The sequence below is a fragment of the Terasakiispira papahanaumokuakeensis genome, assembly GCF_001709345.1.
Lineage (GTDB): Bacteria > Pseudomonadota > Gammaproteobacteria > Pseudomonadales > Halomonadaceae > Terasakiispira > Terasakiispira papahanaumokuakeensis.
Genome location: NZ_MDTQ01000001.1, coordinates 3,908,218 through 3,927,101 on the forward strand (window position 1 = coordinate 3,908,218; position 18,884 = coordinate 3,927,101).

The following is an 18,884-nucleotide window of genomic DNA, read 5'->3' on the forward strand; positions in this document are numbered from 1 at the left end:
CTCTATGTTAGCTGAATTATTTGCAGTTATGGCCCCGGTGATGGCCGGTGCAGGCTTAGGGTATGGTTGGATTAAAACGGGCCAAGCCTATCCAGTCGATTTTGTCACTCGCTTAGTATTTAACATTGGTACGCCTGCGCTGATTTTATCGTCACTGAGTCGGGCTGAGCTGAGTCCGGCCGATTTTGGCAGTACCATGCTCGGCACTTTGCTGGTGTTGGCCTTGATGACCGGGGTGACTTTTATGTTATGCCCGGTGCTTAAGAAAGATTGGAAGGTGTTGCTTTCTCCCATGTTGGCGCCCAATACGGGGAATATGGGGCTGGCGGTATGTCTTTATGCGTTTGGTCAGGCGGGCTTTGCCTTAGCGATTACCATAATGGTGACGTTGACCTTGGTGCAGTTTTCCTTAGGGACCTGGTTAAGTAGTCATAGTGGGCATCCGTGGCGCGAGCTATTCCGAGCCCCCGCACTGAACGCGGTATTAGTGTCTTTATTACTGATGCTGTTCGATATTTCCATGCCGCGTTGGCTAGGGAACGCGTTGGAGCTCATTTCCGGTTTTACGGTGCCCTTGATGTTGATCACGCTCGGCGTGTCATTAGCCTCCATTCGGGCCAAAAACTTATCGGAAGGGCTGGTTTTTTGTTTGGTGCGTATTCCGTTGGCAGCATTAGCCGCTTGGGGCATCGGGGTTTTGATCGGTTTGCCGCCGATGGCGCAGAAGGTACTGATTTTGCAAATGAGCATGCCCGTGGCGGTCTTTAATTATCTCTTTGCTCAGCGTGCCCGGCGCGAACCCGAGTATGTGGCGACCTTGGTGTTTTGTTCGACAATGGCTTCATTTATTTACTTACCCTTTTTGCTTGCGCTGCTGATGCCGTCCGCTTGATGGCGTTTCAGCAGCGCTAGTCTTTGTCTACTTCTGGTTGATGGTTGAGCTAAGCCTCAAAGGCTGAACTCGCCCCGTAATGGGGTGCGTAACGCCTGATGCAGCGCTTCACCAGAAAGCCCTTGTGCCAGTAATACCTGAAGCTTACTCAATGCCGCTTCTAATGTGATGTCATGGCCGGGGATGACACCGGCGTCATTGAGCGTGGCCCCAGTGGCGTAGGCGCCTTGTTCGACCTGTCCCTGGTGACACTGAGTGACGTTCAGAATGGCAGTGCCTTGCTCAGTCGCATGCTTCAGGCGGGCGACCAACTGGCCGTTGAGGCTAGGAGGGTTGCCGACGCCATAGCTATAGAGCACTAAACCACTGAGTCTTGAGTCACTTAACAACGCATTTAATGGATCTAGCGTCATGCCGGGAAAGGTCGTCAGCAGGGCAACCCGGTGGTGTTCGAAGTCGGTCTCTGGCCAAACGGGCGCTGCCACTGGGAGTGCTTGAGGCGAGAAGCGCAGCGTAATGCCGGATTCGCCTAACCAAGAGGCATTCGGGCTATTGAAGGCGTCCAAACCTTGGCTGCGGACTTTGCGCGCTCGGTTACCTCGTAAAATACGATCATGAAAAGCGACACAGACTTCGCGTGGTGCATCTAACCGGCTGGCCGTGAGCATGGCGGTTTGCAGGTTGCTTAAGGCATCACTACGGGGCTCACCCAAGGGGATCTGAGAGCCCGTCAGTACCACCGGTTTGTTCATGGCGCCGAGCATGAAAGAAAGCGCTGAGGCGGTATAAGCCAAAGTGTCGGTGCCGTGCAGAATGACAAACCCTTCATAGTCATTCCAGTGCTGATGAAGCTGGGTCATGATGTGTTGCCAATCGCTGGGCACGAGATCGGCACTATCGATCAATGGCGACATTTCAATCAAATGATAGTCGGGTAAGGGCTGATCGGTGTAGCACGCTAAATGAGCCGCTAAGCGTTCACTGAAGCCTGCTGTTGGCACATAACCCTGAGGGGAGGGCACCATGCCAATGGTGCCTCCGGTATGTAAGATTAATAATCGAGCAGTATTCGAATGTACTGACATAGGCTCAGGGCTCCAAGTGCGGGGCCAACATGGCCTGAGGGCTTAATAAACGGTCTAACTGCCCCTCACTGAGCAGACCTTCAGCCAACACCAGTTCGCGCACTGTGCTGCCGCTATGCAGTGCCGCTGAGGCAATGCGTGAGGCATTGGCATAGCCAATATGAGGCACCAATGCGGTAATGATGCCAATACTGTTATCGACGTGACGTGCACATTGTTCGCGGTTGACCTGGATGCCTTCAATACAGCGGGTTTGCAGCATCGAGCAGGCTTCACACAGCATGCGCATTGAGTTCAGCAGGTTATAAACGATCATCGGTTCCATGGCATTCAGCTGAAGCTGACCGGCTTCTGCCGCCAGGGTGACGGCCAAGTCGCTGGCAATCACTTGATAGACGGTCTGGTTGACGGCTTCTGGAATCACCGGGTTGACTTTGCCTGGCATGATCGATGACCCCGGTTGCATCGGCGGTAATGAGATTTCACCTAACCCCGTGCGCGGACCGCTGGACAGCAGGCGTAAGTCATTACAGATTTTGCCGAGCTTAATGGCAAAACGTTTGAGCATGCCCGATAAGAAGACAAAGGCTCCCATGTCGGAACTGGCTTCAACCAGGTTTGAGGCGGGCACGATGGGCTTGCCGGAAATTTCCGCCAGATAGCGAACGGCCAGTGCCTGATACTGAGGGTGGGTGTTAATCCCCGTGCCAATCGCAGTGCCGCCCAGGTTGACTTCGCAGAGCAGGCGGCAGGCTTCATGAATGCGATCGATATCTTCACCCAGGTTGACGGCAAAGCCTTCGAACTCTTGTCCTAATGTCATGGGGACAGCATCTTGCAGCTGTGTTCTCCCCATTTTGACGACATCCGCAAACTCGGCCCCTTTGTTGTGCAGTGCCGTTTTCAGATTCTCAATGGCGACCACCAAGGGCTCTGCAGCAAACTGAAGGCTTACACAGGTGGCGGTGGGATAGGCGTCATTGGTGGATTGTGAACGGTTGACGTCGTCATTGGGGTGAAGATATTGATATTCCCCTTTCTGGTGCCCCATTTGGGTTAAGGCCAAATTGGCAATGACCTCGTTGGCATTCATATTGGTTGAAGTGCCCGCGCCGCCTTGGATCAGATCGACGACAAACTGATCGTGCAGGGCACCACCGGCGATATCATCACAGGCCTGAATAATGGCTTCGGCTTTCTTAGGTTCAATGACCCCCACATCACGATTGGCTTTGGCCGCGGCGGCTTTCACCATGGCCAAAGCACGCACTAACTCCGGGAAGTGGCTAATCGGCACCCCCGTAATTTTAAAGTTTTCAACAGCACGCTGAGTCTGAATACCGTACCAAGTGTCTTGTGGTAGCTTACGGTCACCCAACAAATCGTGTTCAATACGTGTGGTCATCTTGGTTTTCCTGAGAAAATAATCCTGTTTCAATACAAGTAAAATATAAGCTTATATTAGCGTCTTTTGATCAATCTCTCGTTAAGCCTACAGGGCGGTTCAGCGCTGAGATTGAAGTGTGAAGTCTTCAGGTGGTCATTTTGGCTAATGTGCTTAGCCATACGCCGATAGCACCAGACAAGCTACATTAGCAAAAACGACGTGGGTTGGGCCTGCTAGGAAGCAGGCCCTGAGGGGGAACCGATCCTAACAGGATTAGTCTTTAGTCGTGGCTGTTTCGTTATTGCCCAATACTTGGTGAATCCGGGCCAAGTCTTCAGGTTCTATTTCCCAAGATTGAGGATCCAAGTTCATATCGGGGTGTTTTTTAGCATCAAATACCGGATGCTCAACACCTTCACGGATCTGGCTGTCAAAATCTTTGAGAATGCGCAGACCGGGCTTAAACAGCATGATCAAGGCAATCAAGTTGACGACGGCCAACAAGCCCATGGTGACATCCGCAAAGCCAAACACAGTGCCTAGGTCAGTTGTTGCCCCCCAGCATACCAGCAATACAATGGCGATACGGAAGGCGTTGAACAGGTTTTGGTTATTGCGGCTGAAGAAGTTGAGGCTATTCTCGCCCAAATAGTAGTTGTACAGAATAGTACTGAAGGCGAACAGTAATAAGGCCAGACTGACGAAAGTACGACCCCATTCACCCACATGATCAGCCAGCGCTGATTGAGTGAGGGCAATGCCACCTTCTGCCCCTGCACCGGCGGCCGGGTCATAGACGCCACTGAGCAGGATCAGAAATGCGGTTGCCGAACAGATGATGACAGTATCAATAAACACGGAGAAGGCCTGTACGATACCCTGGTTCGCCGGGTGCGGTACATAGGCGACGGCGGCGACGTTGGGGGCACTGCCCAAGCCCGCTTCATTGGAGAAGAGACCCCGCTTGAGGCCATACAAGAAGGCTGCCGTCATGCCGCCTGCCAGCGCCGGTTCTAGGCCAAAGGCACTTTTGACAATCAAGGTGACGACATCGGGGATTTTCTCGATGTTTAAGCCCAGTACCAGCAGGGTGATCAGAATATACCCCCCAGCCATGATCGGAACCAGGACTTCAGAAATGTTGGCGATACGCTTAATGCCGCCGAAGATGATCAGACCGACCACCATCGCGAGGGCAATACCGCTATAAAGCACTGGTACGCCGAAGGCATCGCCAAAAGAAGTGGCCACAGAATAGGATTGTAAGGCAGTGAAGGCAAAACCGAAGGTCACAAACAGCAGCACCGAGTAAAGACCCGCCAGCCAAGTCCATTGCTTGCCTAGACCTTTGACGATGTAATAGGCAGGACCGCCCCGGTAAGTACCATCGCCTTCGGATTCTTTATAAGTCTGTGCCAAGGTACATTCGAGGAAGCTGGTGGCCATCCCCATCAGGCCGACTACCCACATCCAGAAAACCGCGCCGGGGCCACCGAGTGTAATGGCTACCGCGACTCCTGCGATGTTGCCGCCACCGACACGTCCAGCAACAGATAGAACCAGCGCTTGGAAAGAGCTTAAATGACCATGTTTATCTTTTTTAAAGGCCTGGGATGCACCAAGGATGCTAAACATGCGGCCAAAGTAGCGGAATTGAACGAAGCGAGAGGCGATGGTGAACCCAACACCTACTGCGACAAGCAAGACCAGTAAGACTTTGCCCCACAGCAGGTCGTTAAGGAAATCTAGCATGGAAAGTTCTCCACGATTTTATTGTTAGAAAAAGTTCGGCCATTTAAGCAGGGTCTGTTGCGAGAGGGGATTTGACGCTTTGATGTTGGCTGGCGCACTATTAGCGCTTTAAGGTGCACCAAAGTGCGCCATCAGGGGTTGGCCGTTAGTGAACACTTGGGGCCAACCCTCTTGTTTGAGTGAAATCACCGGGCTTGGGTGAAATCATCGTGGATGATGAACCGGATCTTATTTTGCTGACTCATTGGCTATGCCAAGGACCCCGACATGCATGAAGATTTTGCTGCTAACCTGCGTTTGTTATGCAGCTATTACCGTTCTATTGCCGAAGTTTGTCGACGCTTAGATATCAATCGCCCTCAATTTAATCGTTATCTCAGTGGGCGTTATAAGCCTGCAGCCAATACGCTGCTTCAGATTTGTGATTTCTTTGGTTTGGAAACTGATGAAATTCTGTTACCTCATGCACAATTCAAACAATTAATTCAGCAGCGCCCTAAAGCACAATCCGATGCCTCTGAAGCTAGGGCGGCGGGCCCGTCGATACTGCCTGAGAGTCTGATGAGTCAGGGCAGTGACGAGTTGGTGCGTTATTTGGGGCACTACCATGAGTACTATATGTCGATGTCTCGCCCCGGCTTTGTGCTGCGTACCTTGATCCATCTGTATCGACAAGGCGATCGAGTGGCTTATCAGCGTATTGAGCGTATGCCACCACATGAAGGGGGCAAGGTCTTTCATAACCGCTACTTTGGCTATGCCACCTTTCTGATCGACCGCATCTTCATGCTCGATTATGAATCCATTAACGGGTATGAAATGACGCAGACTATTTTATTTCCCAGTTTTAAAAGCCGTGTGACACGTTTGACAGGTTTGAAAATGGGGGTCGCAGATAATAGCGAGCGCATGCCTTGTTGTGTCAGGGTCTTGTATGAACGTGTGGATGATCGTCTCTCTCCGCGTCAGGCGTTGTCGCAGTGCGATTTGCTCCAGCGTGATGATCCCTCACTGAGTCGCGGCATATTAAATGCGATTAGCAATGATATGGGCCCCGATAATTGGCACTTCCGAGCTCGTTATTGAATCAAGCTCTCTTTAACCCATAGCGCTTTAACCCATAAGGCTGTTAACCCATAGCGCTATTAACTCATCGAGCGGCTAATTCATAGGGCTGAATCAGCGTTGCAGATTAATGAGCGGACGCCTATGGTTAGCCCCTTGCTCGCAGATGGCTCATAAGGATCCTCCTGTGGGTGATGACGATGTTCAGTCTTGAGGAATCACTCAGATGAAACGAGGTGTAGTATTGCCCGCAACTGCGGTGGGTTGGAGCCTGCTATTGGCTTTTCTGGGCACTTTGATATTGGGTGTTTGGCCGGTGATCGGCTGGGTCAATCAGCAGCCCATGTGGTGGGGGTTGCCCGCCATACTGGTCTGGAGTTATGGCATTGTACTGGTCAGCTGTTTGGTGATGGCTTGGGCGAATCGTGTGGTGGAGCAAGATGATGACCAGTAGCTTGCCCCTTTGGATTACCTTGTCTTATGTCGCCATTGCGATGGCCATTGGCTTGCATGCACGTCGCGGACAATCAATGCAGTCGTTAGAGCAATGGGGGGTGGCGGGTCGTAGTATGGGGCCGGTGACGCTTTATCTGCTCATCGCGGCGGGTGGGGTGAGTGCTTATACCTTTATGGGTGCGCCAGGCTGGGCCTACAGTAAGGGCGTGCCGGTGTTTTATGTGGTGGTCTATTTAGCTTATTTGGCGATGGTCGCCTGGTACTGCGGCCCTCGTGTTTGGGCCTTTGGCGAACAATTTGGCCATGTGACGCAGGCCAGCGCGATCAGTGACCGTTATCAGAGCCCATTTTTGGGGGGGCTGTCTGCGTTGGTCATGTCTGTCGGCGCTTTAGCTTATGCCGTACTTCAGACCATCGGCTCGGCTTATATTCTTTCAGTGATGAGTGGCGGAGCGATCCCGGTTTGGGCGGGGGTCGTGGCCGTGCTGTGTTGTATTGCGGTCTATCTATTTATTGGTGGGCAAAGAGCCATTGGTCGTACCAATGCGTTTCAAGGGGCGCTGATGTTCAGTGTGGCCTGGGCCGTTGGGCTTTGGGCGGCTTATAGTGCCAATGGCACCGTGAACTTTGCGGCAGTATTTGAGCGGTTAAGTCGTGATCATGCCACCTGGATGAGCTTGCCCGGAGAGGGCGGTAGCATGAGCTTCAGCTTCTGGACTACCTCTATCGTGGTGTCGATGTTTTCGTTTATGCCGCCGGTCTGGACACAATGGATGAGTGCTGATTCAGCGCGGACGGTTCGGCGCAGTGCCACTTGGTTGCCGACGTATTATTTAGTCATTCTGCCCATGGTCATCGTTGGTTTTATCGGCATTTATCGCCTGCCCGATTTGGTCCGGAGCGATACGGTAGTGCTTGAATATGCGATGCAGTTTCTGCCCATGTGGTTGGTCGGTTTGCTGGGAGCGGGCACACTGGCCGCCTCGATGTCTTCCAGTGAACCGTTTATTCACTCAGTGGCGCTGACCTATGGGAAAGATATTCTTCAGCCATTACTGCGTTTAAGCGATGAGGTTACCGCACGTTTAAGCCGCTGGTTAATCCTGCCGTTGATGGCCCTGATCGTGGGGCCTTTGGCGATTGCTGAGCCGGGGAGCCTGGTGATGATCCTTTTGGTTGGACTCGGGTTTGCTTCTCAAGTGCTGCCTGCTTTTATCGGCATGTTCCTATGGCCCCGAGCCTCTAAAACTGGTGTGATCACTGGCATTTTGGTCGGGTTTGTATTGACAACATTGTTCACGACGGTTTGGAAACATCCGCTCGGCATTCATGCTGGTTTCTGGGGGTTGATGTTGAATTTGCCCGTGTTTGTGGTGGTCTCTTTACTGACCCGCCCGGTTGACGCTTCTGTGACCACACGCTTCTTTCGCATTGCGGCGCCTCAGTGGTATCGGCGTCGTCAGGCATTAGGTGAACTGGCGGGGGATTTAGAGCACTGAGTTGATGGTGCGTGGTATGAGGTCATCGCCTGATACCACGCGCTGTGAATCGTTTACGGACTTTGCTGCTTCTTGTGGTCTGTCGCATACGAAATCTGTCAAATTGTCTGTTTTGTAAGCTGTCATTCTTCGTTTTCTCTCCTCTCTTTTCTTTCTCTCCTCTCTTTCCTTTCTTTCCTCTCTTTCCTTTCTTTCCTCTCTTTCCTTTCTGTTATCGGTTTCCACGCCTGTTTTTTCTTTTGTTGTGCGTTTTGCTCTGTTGTGCCTGAGGTTGTTGGACAAACAAAACAGACGTTCATCTAAGAGATGACTTCACAAATGCTTTTGAAGATTGTATAAAATATAAAAATTGCTCGATAATCGTAAAAGTGAGCGACAGACAAAATGACAATAATGAATAGGAGCGCCCATGAAACGTGTGCATGTGATTGATTCTCATACTGGAGGAGAGCCAACGCGGTTAGTGATGTCTGGCTTTCCTGTTCTGAAGGGGCAAACGATCGCGGCGCAGCGGGATGAGTTACGTGATGAGTATGATCATTGGCGTCGTGCCTGCCTGTTAGAGCCTCGTGGTCATGATGTCTTAGTCGGCGCTTTGTATTGTGACCCTGTGACCCCGGAGGCGACCTGCGGTGTGATTTTTTTTAATAACTCAGGGTATTTGGGCATGTGTGGCCACGGCACGATTGGATTAGTGGCGTCTTTGTATCATTTGGGTCAGATCTCGCCGGGTGAGCATCTGATTGATACGCCTGTTGGTCCGGTAACGGCTACGTTGCATGAGGATGGCGCGGTGACGGTATGCAATGTGCCGGCTTATCGCGCTCAGCAACAGGTGTCTGTTGATGTGCCAGGTTACGCGGTCGTCAAAGGGGATATTGCTTGGGGCGGCAACTGGTTTTTTTTGGTGAGTGAGCACGATTTCAATTTGACGTTAGATCAAGTCGACCCCCTGACCACTTTCACTTCAGCCATTAAGCAAGCGCTGGAAGATCAAGATATTCGAGGCGACGACGGTGGATTGATTGATCACATTGAGCTGTTTTCCGCTGATGATCAGGCCGATAGCCGTAACTTTGTCCTTTGCCCTGGGAATGCTTATGACCGTTCGCCTTGCGGAACAGGGACTAGTGCCAAACTGGCATGCCTAGCGGCTGATCAAAAACTGTCCCCAGGGGAACGCTGGGTTCAAGCGAGTATTACGGGGAGTCAGTTTGAAGGGCATTACCAAGTCGAGGGAGAGCGCATTCGCCCTTACATCACCGGACGCGCTTACCTCAGTGCTGATGCGACCTTATTGATTGATGAGCAAGACCCCTTCGCCTGGGGTATTTAGACGATAGCCGATCGTTGAGTATTTTGCGGATCAGTGTTTTTGAGTAAGCGCTGATTGAATGAAAAAGTTTTGATCAAGACAACCTGAAGGAACATAAACACAATGACTGACAATATTTTTACTGGCTGCATTCCCGCGTTAATGACCCCTTGCACGGCTGACCGTAAACCGGACTATAACGCCTTGGTGGCAAAAGGGCGTGAGTTGATTGATGCCGGGATGAGTGCCGTTGTTTACTGTGGTTCTATGGGGGATTGGCCTTTATTGAGTGAAGCTGAGCGGCAGGAAGGCGTCGCTCAATTGGTCGCGGCAGGGATTCCGACGATTGTTGGGACCGGTGCTGTCAACAGTAAAGAAGCCGTTTCTCATGCCGCTCATGCCGCTCAAGTCGGGGCTGCCGGTTTGATGGTGATTCCGCGTGTTTTATCACGCGGAACATCTGTCGCCGCTCAGAAAGCCCATTTTTCAGCCATCTTGAAAGCAGCGCCCGAGCTGCCTGCCGTCATCTATAACAGCCCTTATTATGGGTTTGCAACACGTGAAGATTTGTTCTTTGCCCTTCGTGCAGAGCACCCGAACCTGATTGGCTTTAAAGAGTTTGGTGGGGCTGATGATCTGCGTTATGCCGCCGAAAATATCACCTCTAAAGATAATGATGTGACCTTGATGGTGGGTGTTGATACCAATGTGTTCCACGGTTTTGTGAATTGTGGGGCGACGGGTGCGATTACGGGGATTGGCAATGCCTTGCCGCGTGAAGTCCTGCAGTTAGTGGCGCTCAGTAAACAAGCGGCTCAGGGGGATGCAACGGCCCGTCGTCAAGCGCTGGAGCTGGAATCGGCATTGGCAGTGCTCTCTTCCTTCGATGAAGGGGCGGATCTGGTGCTCTATTACAAGCACTTAATGGTGCTCAATGGCGATACGGAATACACCCTGCACTTTAATGAAACGGATGCCTTGAGCGAATCCCAGCGCCAATATGCTGAAAACCAATATGCGTTATTTCGTCAATGGTATGCCCAGTGGTCTAAAACACTGGCCTAAAGATTCACTCAACGCGCTTAGCCAAAAGGCCTAGCGTGTGCGTTCGATGAGGCGATTTCAGTGCGGCTGGGTCGCCCTCTCTGCGACGGTTAATAGCTCAAACGCTGGGCTTATCACTGCTTTTGACGCTGTTTTTCTTCTTTTCTTTCTTTATTCCCACAGCACGGAGATGTCCATGGCATTGGCAGGCAAACTTTTGATGGGTCAGCAGGCGATTCAAGGCTGTCGCGATATGATCTATGCGATTAATCCGGCCTCTAACGAGCGCCTTGAGCCGGGTTATGCCGGTGGCGATCAAACACACGTTGAGCATGCCTGTGCCTTGGCTTGGGAGGCATTTGATGCTTATCGTGAGACCTCGTTGGAACAGCGTGCATGCTTTCTAGAAGCGATTGCTGAACATATTGAAGCAATCGGCGATGTATTGATTGAGCGCGCCATGGCTGAGTCAGGTTTGCCTGAAGCTCGTTTACAAGGGGAGCGCGGGCGTACCTGCGGTCAGTTACGCTTGTTTGCTCAAACGGTTCGTGCGGGAGAGTGGCTGGATGTGCGTATCGACCCGGCTTTACCCGACCGTTCTCCTATGCCACGTGCTGACTTACGCCAGCGTCATATTGCATTGGGGCCGGTGGTTGTATTTGGTGCCAGTAATTTTCCGTTGGCCTTTTCTGTCGCCGGGGGCGATACGGCTTCAGCTTTGGCTGCGGGTTGCCCGGTGATTGTGAAAGCGCATTCAGCCCACCCGGGGACCAGTGAGCTAGTGGGGCGTGCGATTCAAGCGGCCGTTAAGCAATGTAGACTGCCGGAGGGTGTGTTCTCTCTGATGTTTGGCTCGGGTCGTGAGGTGGGGCAGGCATTGGTCACTGACCCGCGTATCAAGGCCGTCGGCTTTACCGGATCTCGCCGTGGTGGAGAGGCGTTGCTGAAGGCAGCACAAGCCCGTCCCGAGCCTATTCCGGTTTATGCCGAAATGAGTGCCGTCAATCCGGTTTTCCCACTGCCTGACGCTTTGTCTTCGAATGCTACCGCACTGGGGCAAGCCTTTATCGGCTCATTGAATATGGGCGCTGGCCAATTTTGCACCAACCCTGGACTGGTCGTCGCGTTGAAAGGTGCGGATTTAGATGCCTTTGTGGCTTCTGCGGCGCAAGCGGTTCAAGCCAGTGGTACTCAAACAATGCTGACGCCGGGCATTTGCGAGGCTTATGAATCTGGCGTGAGCGCCTTAATTCATCATGAGCGGGCCACACGGATTGCACAAGGTCAGCGCAGTGACTGGCCTAATCAGTGTCAAACCGCCTTATTTATGGCCTCGGCAGAGGATTTTCTGGCGGATGCCTCTTTGCAGCATGAAGTCTTTGGGGCGACGTCTCTGATTGTGGCTTGCGATGATGCGACCCAGTTGCAGCAGGTGGCTGAACACCTGGAAGGCCAGTTAACGGCGACGTTATTGATGACGGATGAAGACCTTGGCTCTGCTCGGGCATTACTGCCCACGTTGGAGCGCAAAGCCGGACGCATTCTGGTGAATGGCTGGCCAACGGGCGTTGAAGTATGTGATGCCATGGTGCATGGCGGGCCTTTCCCAGCCACTTCTGACGCCCGGACAACGTCGGTTGGAACGGCCGCGATTAAGCGTTTCCTTCGTCCGGTGTGTTATCAGGACTTGCCCGATGCACTGCTACCTGAAGCCCTGAAAACCGAAAACCCTTTGGGACTCAATCGATTAGTGTCTGGTCAACGAGAAAGCGTGTCGGGTTAACAAGAAAGCGTGTCTTGTTAACGAGAAAGTTAAAGCATACTGGCATGACGCTCCGATGCTGATGCGATTGTGATGATTGAACGCTATCGGGGCGTGCATGCGGTCAAGCAAGTATTGATGGTGCCTATCAGTCTCTGGTTTGTATACAATGTGCAAAAACCTGACTGAATGGATTGAACTTCATGCCTGCCTACAAAACACGTGCGCAATATGTTGCCGATGATCTTCGCCGCCGGATTTTGGCAGGTGAGTTTCCGGGAGGCACTCAGCTCCGGCAGGATGCATTGGCGCAGGATTATGACGTCAGCCGGATTCCTGTTCGTGAGGCGCTATTGGCACTGGAGTCTGAGGGATTAGTGGAATTTCACCCTCACCGCGGTGCTTTTACGACAGAGCTTTCGGTGGCCAAAATCCGGGAGTTATTTGAATTACGCGTCTTGTTGGAGACGTATATTCTGCGCCAGGCCATTGAGCATTTAACGGATCAAGACCTCGATAAAGCTGAAGATATTTTGCTGAAGTATGACGAAGCTTTAAATTCGGGTGGGCAGATTGATAATTGGAGTGAGTATAACTTCGCCTTTCATGAGGCGCTTTATGCCCCCGCCGATCTGCCTGAGACCCTGGCGCTGATCAGCCAGTTGAATACCAAGTCTGATCGCTACATCCGCATGCAGTTGTTGTATACCCAGGAAATTGAAAAAGCCGAGCAGGAGCATCATGGGCTATTAGCGCTGGCGCGTGAACGGCAAGCGGAAGCCGCCTGTGAGTTATTGAAAAAACATATTCACGAAGCCTGTGAAGGCATCGTGTCGGTCTTGGAAAAACCTGTCACGTAAGGTGACGGGCTGTGCTGATATAAGCCAATCCCGCTACACGCCGACCCCCAGAGGTCTGGTGGGAAAGGCGTTTTCATCATTCTGGTGTTGATTATTGTTAACCTTCTTTTCTCGCAGCTGGCATTCGTTTGAGCTGGCTGCGACGTCCTAACCCTTTCTGGGCGCCGCTTAGCTCGAGCGGGTCGTCGTGAGTGCCTCCCCCTCTTTGATCGTTTTATTGAATCCAGTTGTTGATGCCGTCCTCTTGATATCTTATATTTTATACAATCGACAAAGCGAATAATAAAAAAAGGACCTGTTATGGCCTCGGAAACATCGGCGGTTTCGCCTCAGCGTGATGCGGATATTGTGGTGGTGGGTGCCGGTATCATTGGCGTCGCGGCGGCTTTGCAGTTGCAGCGCCAAGGCTGGCAGGTGGCGGTTGTGGATCGTCAGCCGCCTGGGCTGGGCGCTTCGTTCGGTAATGCCGGGCATATGGCGACTGAGCAGGTGTTTCCAATTGCGGATACCTCCATCCTGATGCGTCTTCCCAAGATGCTGCTAGACCCCATGGGTCCTTTGCGCTTGGATTGGCGGCACTTTCCCAAGGCCATTCCTTGGTTCTCAAAATTGCTATGGAATCTTCGGGCTGAGCCTTATCAGCGCAGCGTGAAGGGGATTCGAGCGTTGAATGAATCAAGTTTGTCGGCTTGGAGAGCATTGTTGTCATCGGTGGGCCAGGCTTCGTTAATGCATGACGATGGCTCATTGTTGATCTATGAACGTGCGGCGTCTTTTGAAGCCCTCAAAGCCGTTGAAGCCAAGATGAAGGCTCAAGAGGTTCCGGTTCAGTTCTGGCAGGGCGATGCCGTTCGTGCTTTGGCGCCTCAGTTATCTTCCTCGATTCAGGGGGGGCTCTTTTTCCCAGCGACATCTCATGTCGTAAACCCTTATCTCATAGTGACGGCGCTGGTGAGTGCTGCACGTGAAGCGGGTGTGCATTTTATTCAGGATGAAGTGCTCCATGGTCAAGTGGTCGCTGAGGGAGTGCGCCTTTCCACAACGACCGGGCAGTTGTTTTGTCATCGAGTTTTGGTGGCCTGCGGTGCTCATTCGGCGCCTTTAACTCGCGAATTAACCGGGGTGAAGGTACCGCTGGATACCGAACGGGGTTATCACCTGATGTTGCCTCAAGAAAGCGGGCGCCTGCCTGTCGCGGTGACCTCATTGGAGCGGCGTTTCATCATGACGCCTATGGATGAAGGCTTAAGGCTGGCCGGTACGGTTGAGTTTGCAGGGTTGAAACGACCCGCCAACATGCCGCGTGCCTGGCAACTCCAACGTTTGAGCCAAGGGTTGTTTCAGCGCCCTTTGAATGTCGAGGGCGCAACGCCTTGGATGGGGTTCAGGCCTTCTTTACCGGATTCTCTACCCGTTATTGATGCGGTACAGGATGGCAAGGTTTTGCTGGCGTTTGGTCATCATCACCTTGGCTTGACTCAGGCGGCTTTAACCGCCGAATTGGTTGCCCAGTTTTGTGGTGTGCGTCTTCCAACCGGTAACGGCTTTGCGCCTGCTGATATGGGCCCTGCTCCCCAAAATATTGACTTATCACTTTATCGACTGGGGCGGTTTGCCTGATGGGGTGAGACTTTGTATGGGATTACGCGCTTTCAATGGCACGTTCCATTACACACATTCCACTACACATTTCATAGCACAACAATAACGACAAAGGAGTTGATATGTTGGCATCCTCTGCACCTGTAAGGTTACCGACCATGACTGAAGTTTTGGCGGTGATGGTCGGCTTTATCGGCGTGATGTTCATGAGCATCAATGTGTTGCAGTTGCCTATTCAATTGGCACTGTTTGCTTCCTGGTTCATTGTGATTGGGCTGGGTCTGCGTCTGAAGATCAATTACGAATCCATGCAAAAGGGTCTGATTGACGGGATCCATAACGGTATGGAGGCGGTGTTGGTATTGACGACCGTGGGCGCTCTGATTGGGACTTGGATCGCCGGTGGTATTGTGCCGAGTATCATCTATTACGGCCTATCGGTGATGAACCCTCAGATTTTTCTGTTTGCGGCATTCATCATTTGCGCATTGACGTCGATAGCCACGGGGACTTCCTTCGGTACTGCGGGGACCGCCGGGGTTGCGATGATGGGGATTGGTCACAGTTTTGGGATCCCTCTGCCTTTGGTCGCCGGTGCTGTGATTTCAGGGGCTTATGTCGGCGATAAAATGTCGCCTCTGTCGGATACCACTGTGATGACGGCTTCACTGTGTAAGGTCAAGCTGGTCGACCATATCCGCTCGATGATGTGGGTCAGTGCGCCTGCGATTCTGATTGCATCTGTGCTGTTCCTTGTCGTCGGATTCTTTTATCTCAGTGATCACGCGGATACCTCGCGAACGGCTATGGCCATGGCCGCTTTGCAAGATCACTTTGTGATTAGCCCTTGGCTGTTACTCCCGGCGGTGGTGGTGATTACGCTGCTGACACGTCGTTATCCGGCGATTCCGGTGATTACACTGGGCGCCATTCTGGGCAGCGTCTGTGCCTGGTGGGCGCAGGGGATTGATCCAGTTCAGGCCATTCATATTGCGTATTCCGGTAATGCGATGCATTCCGATGTCGAGTTTCTCAATACCCTGCTGAACCGGGGCGGCATTGAATCGATGCTTGGGGTGGTGGCGTTGATTCTCTTCGCTTTAGGGCTAGGTGGTCTGATGGAGCGTGTTGGGATTCTTAAAGCGATCAGCCAAAGTTTCCTACGCTGGGCCAATAATCCTGGCCGGTTGACGATTTCGACGATGTTAGGCGGCTTTTTCGGTAACTTTTTTGGTGGGGCTGCTTATGTGTCATTGATTACAGCCAGCACGATTACCGAGAAGAACTATGATGATCAAGGCATCGATCGACGAGTGCTCTCGCGTAATGCTGAAGCAGGCGGCACGATTACGACGCCGATGGTCCCTTGGACCGATGGTGGGGTCTTTATGGCCACCACATTGGGTGTGTCCACGCTAACCTACTTACCTTTTCTGTGGTATCACATGCTGGTGATTGTGATCTCCATTGTGTATGGCTTTGCCAATATCGCGATTTGGCGAGTGCCTCAAGCTGAACGGACGTCAGCAGGTGTGGGGCCTAACGCTCAAGCTGATCATGAGTGGCAAGCCTCTTGATGGCTCATCACGTCTCTTCCTAAAACAATCGGCCCCATTTCGATGGGCCGATTGTTTTATTCTGAATGGCTATGCTTCGTGCCATGACCGGAATCGATTGAGGATTAATAGCAACAGGCTGATGAGATTCCAGCCCAATGCGGGTCGTTGATTGCCGACCAATCCAATCACTGCCCCTAGCGCGGTTGCAAAAATGCTTTTCGCTAAGGAAGCACCCGCCAGTCTCGTGATACTTTAGGCGGTGATTGAATCATTATCGTCCGAGTTTGGGTGTTGCATCATAAGGAGGTTCTTGGTGAGTTTGGATTCAGTGAAAGCGTTTATGTTCAAGCATGCCCCGGATTTGGCCGTGATCGAATTAGACACCAGCACGGCTACCGTGGCGTTGGCCGCAGAGGCTCATCAAGTGACACCGGGCCAGATTGCCAAAACACTGGCGTTTAAAATAGGCGACCGAGAAGTGTTGATCGTGGCCGCTGGTGATGCGCGAGTGGATAACCGAAAAATGCGGGACACCTTTGGGGGCAAGGCCCGGATGTTGGATGCGGAGCGCGTCTTAGCCGTCACTGGGCATCCTGTGGGCGGTGTGTGCCCTTTTGGGCTGGCGACCGCCATTCCGGTCTATTGCGATCAAAGCTTACAGCACTATGATGAGGTGTTGCCTGCCGCCGGTGCTTTGCATAGCGCGGTGCGGTTATCGCCTGATCGGCTGATTGAGCTGACCCAGGCGACTTGGATCGATGTTTGCCAGTGAGTCATCGGTGCTACTGGCAGGCCTCCAGTCGGCTTGTTCTAGGCCTATTTTTTGTCTGTTTTTTATCTCTGCCACACCCCATCCGGGGTGTGCATTAAGGAATGCTCATGTCAGCGGTATCCCACAGTCGTTATTTAATTATTGGTGCGGGCAGCATGGGACTGTCGGCGGCGCATTATTTGGCCCAACAGACCACTGAGACCATTCAGGTCTTGGATGCGTATAGCCCGCCTCATGATCAAGGGGCTCATCATGGTGAAACGCGATTAATTCGACTGGCCTATGGTGAAGGGGCCGCTTATGTGCCCTTAGCGAAGCAAGCCTGGGCGTTATGGCAAGCCATGGCGCAAGAGGCCGGACAAGCACTTTTGATGCCTGTAGGCGTGGTCAATTGCGGGCCGAGTGACGACCCGTTTGTGGTGCAAGTTCAGGAGAGTGCGGATCAGTATCAGCTGGCACTGGAGACCTTATCCGGTGATGAGCTTAATGCGCGTTATGCCGGGTGGCAATTGCCCGCAGAGATGACCGGTTGCGTTGAGTCCCAAGCCGGTGTTTTGCGGATTGATCGGATCATGCGTTGGTTGCGTCAGCGCGTTAGCGCTCAGGCTCAGATTCAGCTTTCAACTGGGGCTGGGGTTGTGCGTTTGGAAGCGCTCGATTCTGGCGGCGTATTAGCTCACTGTGCCGATGGGCGGCAGTTCAGTGGCGATCGTGTGTTGCTCAGCAGTGGTCAATCGTTGCAGCCTTTGATGGCCAGTGTGGGGATTGAGTTGCCCTTGACGCGTGTGCGTAAAACCTTTGCCTGGTTTGAATGTGACGAGCGCTATACCCCTGACCAGTTTCCGGGCTTTAGCATTAATGATGCATCCGGTATTTATTATGGATTTCCAAATATTGAGGGTGCGGGCTTTAAAATTGGCCGTCATGATGGTGGTCAGCCGCTGCCTCCTGGTGAGCCGTTACGTGCCTTTGGTGAGTTGGAAGAAGACCTAGCGGAGTTACAGCCGGTACTGGATCGTTATTTTCCGGGGGTCGGGGCGCTACGCCATGGTGCTGTTTGCCAATATATTCGAACGCCTGATGAGCACTTTTTAATTGATGAGTGTTTGCCTGGGGTCTTGGTGGCGGGTGGTTTCTCGGGCCATGGCTATAAGTTTGCGAGTGTGTTGGGCCATTTATTCGCACATTGGTTGTTCGATGGCGAGAAAAGCCCCCTCCTGGCGCCTTTCTCTGCACAACGTTTTTCATCGCCCGGTTTTGAGTGAGCGGTTCAGTTCAGGCGTTGCTTCGCCGCGTGTTTGGCGCGCATAAAGTCTGGGTGACTGACATAAAGTAGATCGGCGATACGGCGGATCCTCAGCTCTTCCTCAGGGTCGAGGATGCCGTCGGCATAGGCCATCAACCACATCGATTCCAGTAGCGTGACTTTTTCTTCGTTGTCGCACTGATCGTTCACGACCTTCACAAACTGATAATGATCAATGGCTTCTTCGGCACGTGTCTGTGCCAGCGCCATGAGTTGATCGATCTGGGTGGGCGTGAGCTGAAAACGCTGGGCTAAGACTTGCTGCAGGGCTTTCAGCTCGCGCCCATCAATCTCGTCATCGGCCCGAATGACCTCACACATCAAGGTGGCGGCGGCCAGTTCGAGGGTGACCTCAGTGTCAGCCTCTTGGGTGCTGCTGACGAGACTTTGAAAAAATTGGCTGAGTTGTTCCAGCATAATGTACTCCACAGGTAGAGAATCCAGTGAGCCGCTTAGGCGTAGAGTTTATGACCACAGCCTCGTTCAGTGATTCCCCGTTGAGTGATTCACGGTGTCGTTCGGGTTATT

The 18,884-nt window shown here is 52.5% G+C and carries 16 protein-coding genes; 12 read left to right on the forward strand and 4 right to left on the reverse strand.

Annotation, left to right across the window (positions count from 1 at the left end; genetic code table 11):
• Positions 1-4 precede the first annotated feature (4 nt).
• Positions 5-892 carry an AEC family transporter gene (locus tag BFW38_RS17045; RefSeq protein ID WP_069000009.1) on the forward strand — a complete coding sequence of 296 codons (888 nt, stop codon included), beginning with the start codon at positions 5-7 and terminating at the stop codon, positions 890-892.
• 56 nt (positions 893-948) lie between these two features.
• On the opposite strand, the gene BFW38_RS17050 is transcribed toward BFW38_RS17045, so the two are convergent.
• The 3 genes from BFW38_RS17050 to BFW38_RS17060 form a co-directional block, all read right to left on the reverse strand.
• Complete coding sequence (locus tag BFW38_RS17050) at positions 949-1,977, reverse strand: asparaginase domain-containing protein (RefSeq protein WP_069000010.1); 1,029 nt, start codon at positions 1,975-1,977, stop codon at positions 949-951.
• A gap of 4 nt (positions 1,978-1,981) precedes the next feature.
• Complete coding sequence (locus tag BFW38_RS17055) at positions 1,982-3,382, reverse strand: aspartate ammonia-lyase (protein ID WP_069000011.1); 1,401 nt, start codon at positions 3,380-3,382, stop codon at positions 1,982-1,984.
• A 255-nt stretch (positions 3,383-3,637) separates the two neighbouring features.
• Positions 3,638-5,116 (reverse strand): alanine/glycine:cation symporter family protein, encoded by a 1,479-nt coding sequence (locus tag BFW38_RS17060; RefSeq protein ID WP_069000012.1) that lies wholly within the window; start codon positions 5,114-5,116, stop codon positions 3,638-3,640.
• 267 nt (positions 5,117-5,383) lie between these two features.
• Here BFW38_RS17060 and BFW38_RS17065 point away from each other — a divergent pair, with 267 nt between their 5' ends.
• From BFW38_RS17065 to solA, 11 genes are all read left to right on the forward strand, one after another.
• On the forward strand, positions 5,384-6,202 hold the full coding sequence (locus BFW38_RS17065; protein WP_069000013.1) for a helix-turn-helix domain-containing protein: 819 nt from the start codon (positions 5,384-5,386) through the stop codon (positions 6,200-6,202).
• 205 nt (positions 6,203-6,407) lie between these two features.
• Entirely contained in the window at positions 6,408-6,635 is a 228-nt protein-coding gene (locus BFW38_RS17070) for a hypothetical protein (protein WP_069000014.1), read from the forward strand.
• Positions 6,625-8,136, forward strand: coding sequence for a sodium:solute symporter family protein (locus BFW38_RS17075; RefSeq protein ID WP_069000015.1), 1,512 nt, complete (start codon positions 6,625-6,627; stop codon positions 8,134-8,136). The genes BFW38_RS17070 and BFW38_RS17075 overlap by 11 nt, the downstream gene beginning before the upstream one ends.
• Positions 8,137-8,545: 409 nt before the next feature.
• On the forward strand, positions 8,546-9,472 hold the full coding sequence (locus BFW38_RS17085) for a 4-hydroxyproline epimerase (protein WP_069000017.1): 927 nt from the start codon (positions 8,546-8,548) through the stop codon (positions 9,470-9,472).
• 102 nt (positions 9,473-9,574) lie between these two features.
• Complete coding sequence (locus BFW38_RS17090; protein WP_069000018.1) at positions 9,575-10,516, forward strand: dihydrodipicolinate synthase family protein; 942 nt, start codon at positions 9,575-9,577, stop codon at positions 10,514-10,516.
• A 175-nt stretch (positions 10,517-10,691) separates the two neighbouring features.
• Entirely contained in the window at positions 10,692-12,278 is a 1,587-nt protein-coding gene (locus BFW38_RS17095; protein ID WP_069000019.1) for an aldehyde dehydrogenase (NADP(+)), read from the forward strand.
• A gap of 182 nt (positions 12,279-12,460) precedes the next feature.
• On the forward strand, positions 12,461-13,117 hold the full coding sequence (locus BFW38_RS17100; protein WP_084004742.1) for a GntR family transcriptional regulator: 657 nt from the start codon (positions 12,461-12,463) through the stop codon (positions 13,115-13,117).
• Positions 13,118-13,417: 300 nt separating this feature from the next.
• Positions 13,418-14,737 (forward strand): NAD(P)/FAD-dependent oxidoreductase, encoded by a 1,320-nt coding sequence (locus tag BFW38_RS17105; protein ID WP_084004743.1) that lies wholly within the window; start codon positions 13,418-13,420, stop codon positions 14,735-14,737.
• A gap of 104 nt (positions 14,738-14,841) precedes the next feature.
• A complete protein-coding gene (gene nhaC / locus BFW38_RS17110) occupies positions 14,842-16,296 on the forward strand; it encodes a Na+/H+ antiporter NhaC (RefSeq protein WP_069000021.1) in 1,455 nt (484 codons plus the stop codon).
• Positions 16,297-16,591: 295 nt separating this feature from the next.
• Entirely contained in the window at positions 16,592-17,050 is a 459-nt protein-coding gene (locus tag BFW38_RS17115) for a YbaK/EbsC family protein (RefSeq protein ID WP_069000022.1), read from the forward strand.
• Positions 17,051-17,157: 107 nt separating this feature from the next.
• Positions 17,158-18,315 (forward strand): N-methyl-L-tryptophan oxidase, encoded by a 1,158-nt coding sequence (gene solA, locus BFW38_RS17120; RefSeq protein ID WP_069000023.1) that lies wholly within the window; start codon positions 17,158-17,160, stop codon positions 18,313-18,315.
• 5 nt (positions 18,316-18,320) lie between these two features.
• Here solA and BFW38_RS17125 read toward each other — a convergent pair whose 3' ends face one another.
• A complete protein-coding gene (locus tag BFW38_RS17125; protein WP_069000024.1) occupies positions 18,321-18,773 on the reverse strand; it encodes a tellurite resistance TerB family protein in 453 nt (150 codons plus the stop codon).
• Between the last annotated feature and the right edge of the window lie 111 nt (positions 18,774-18,884).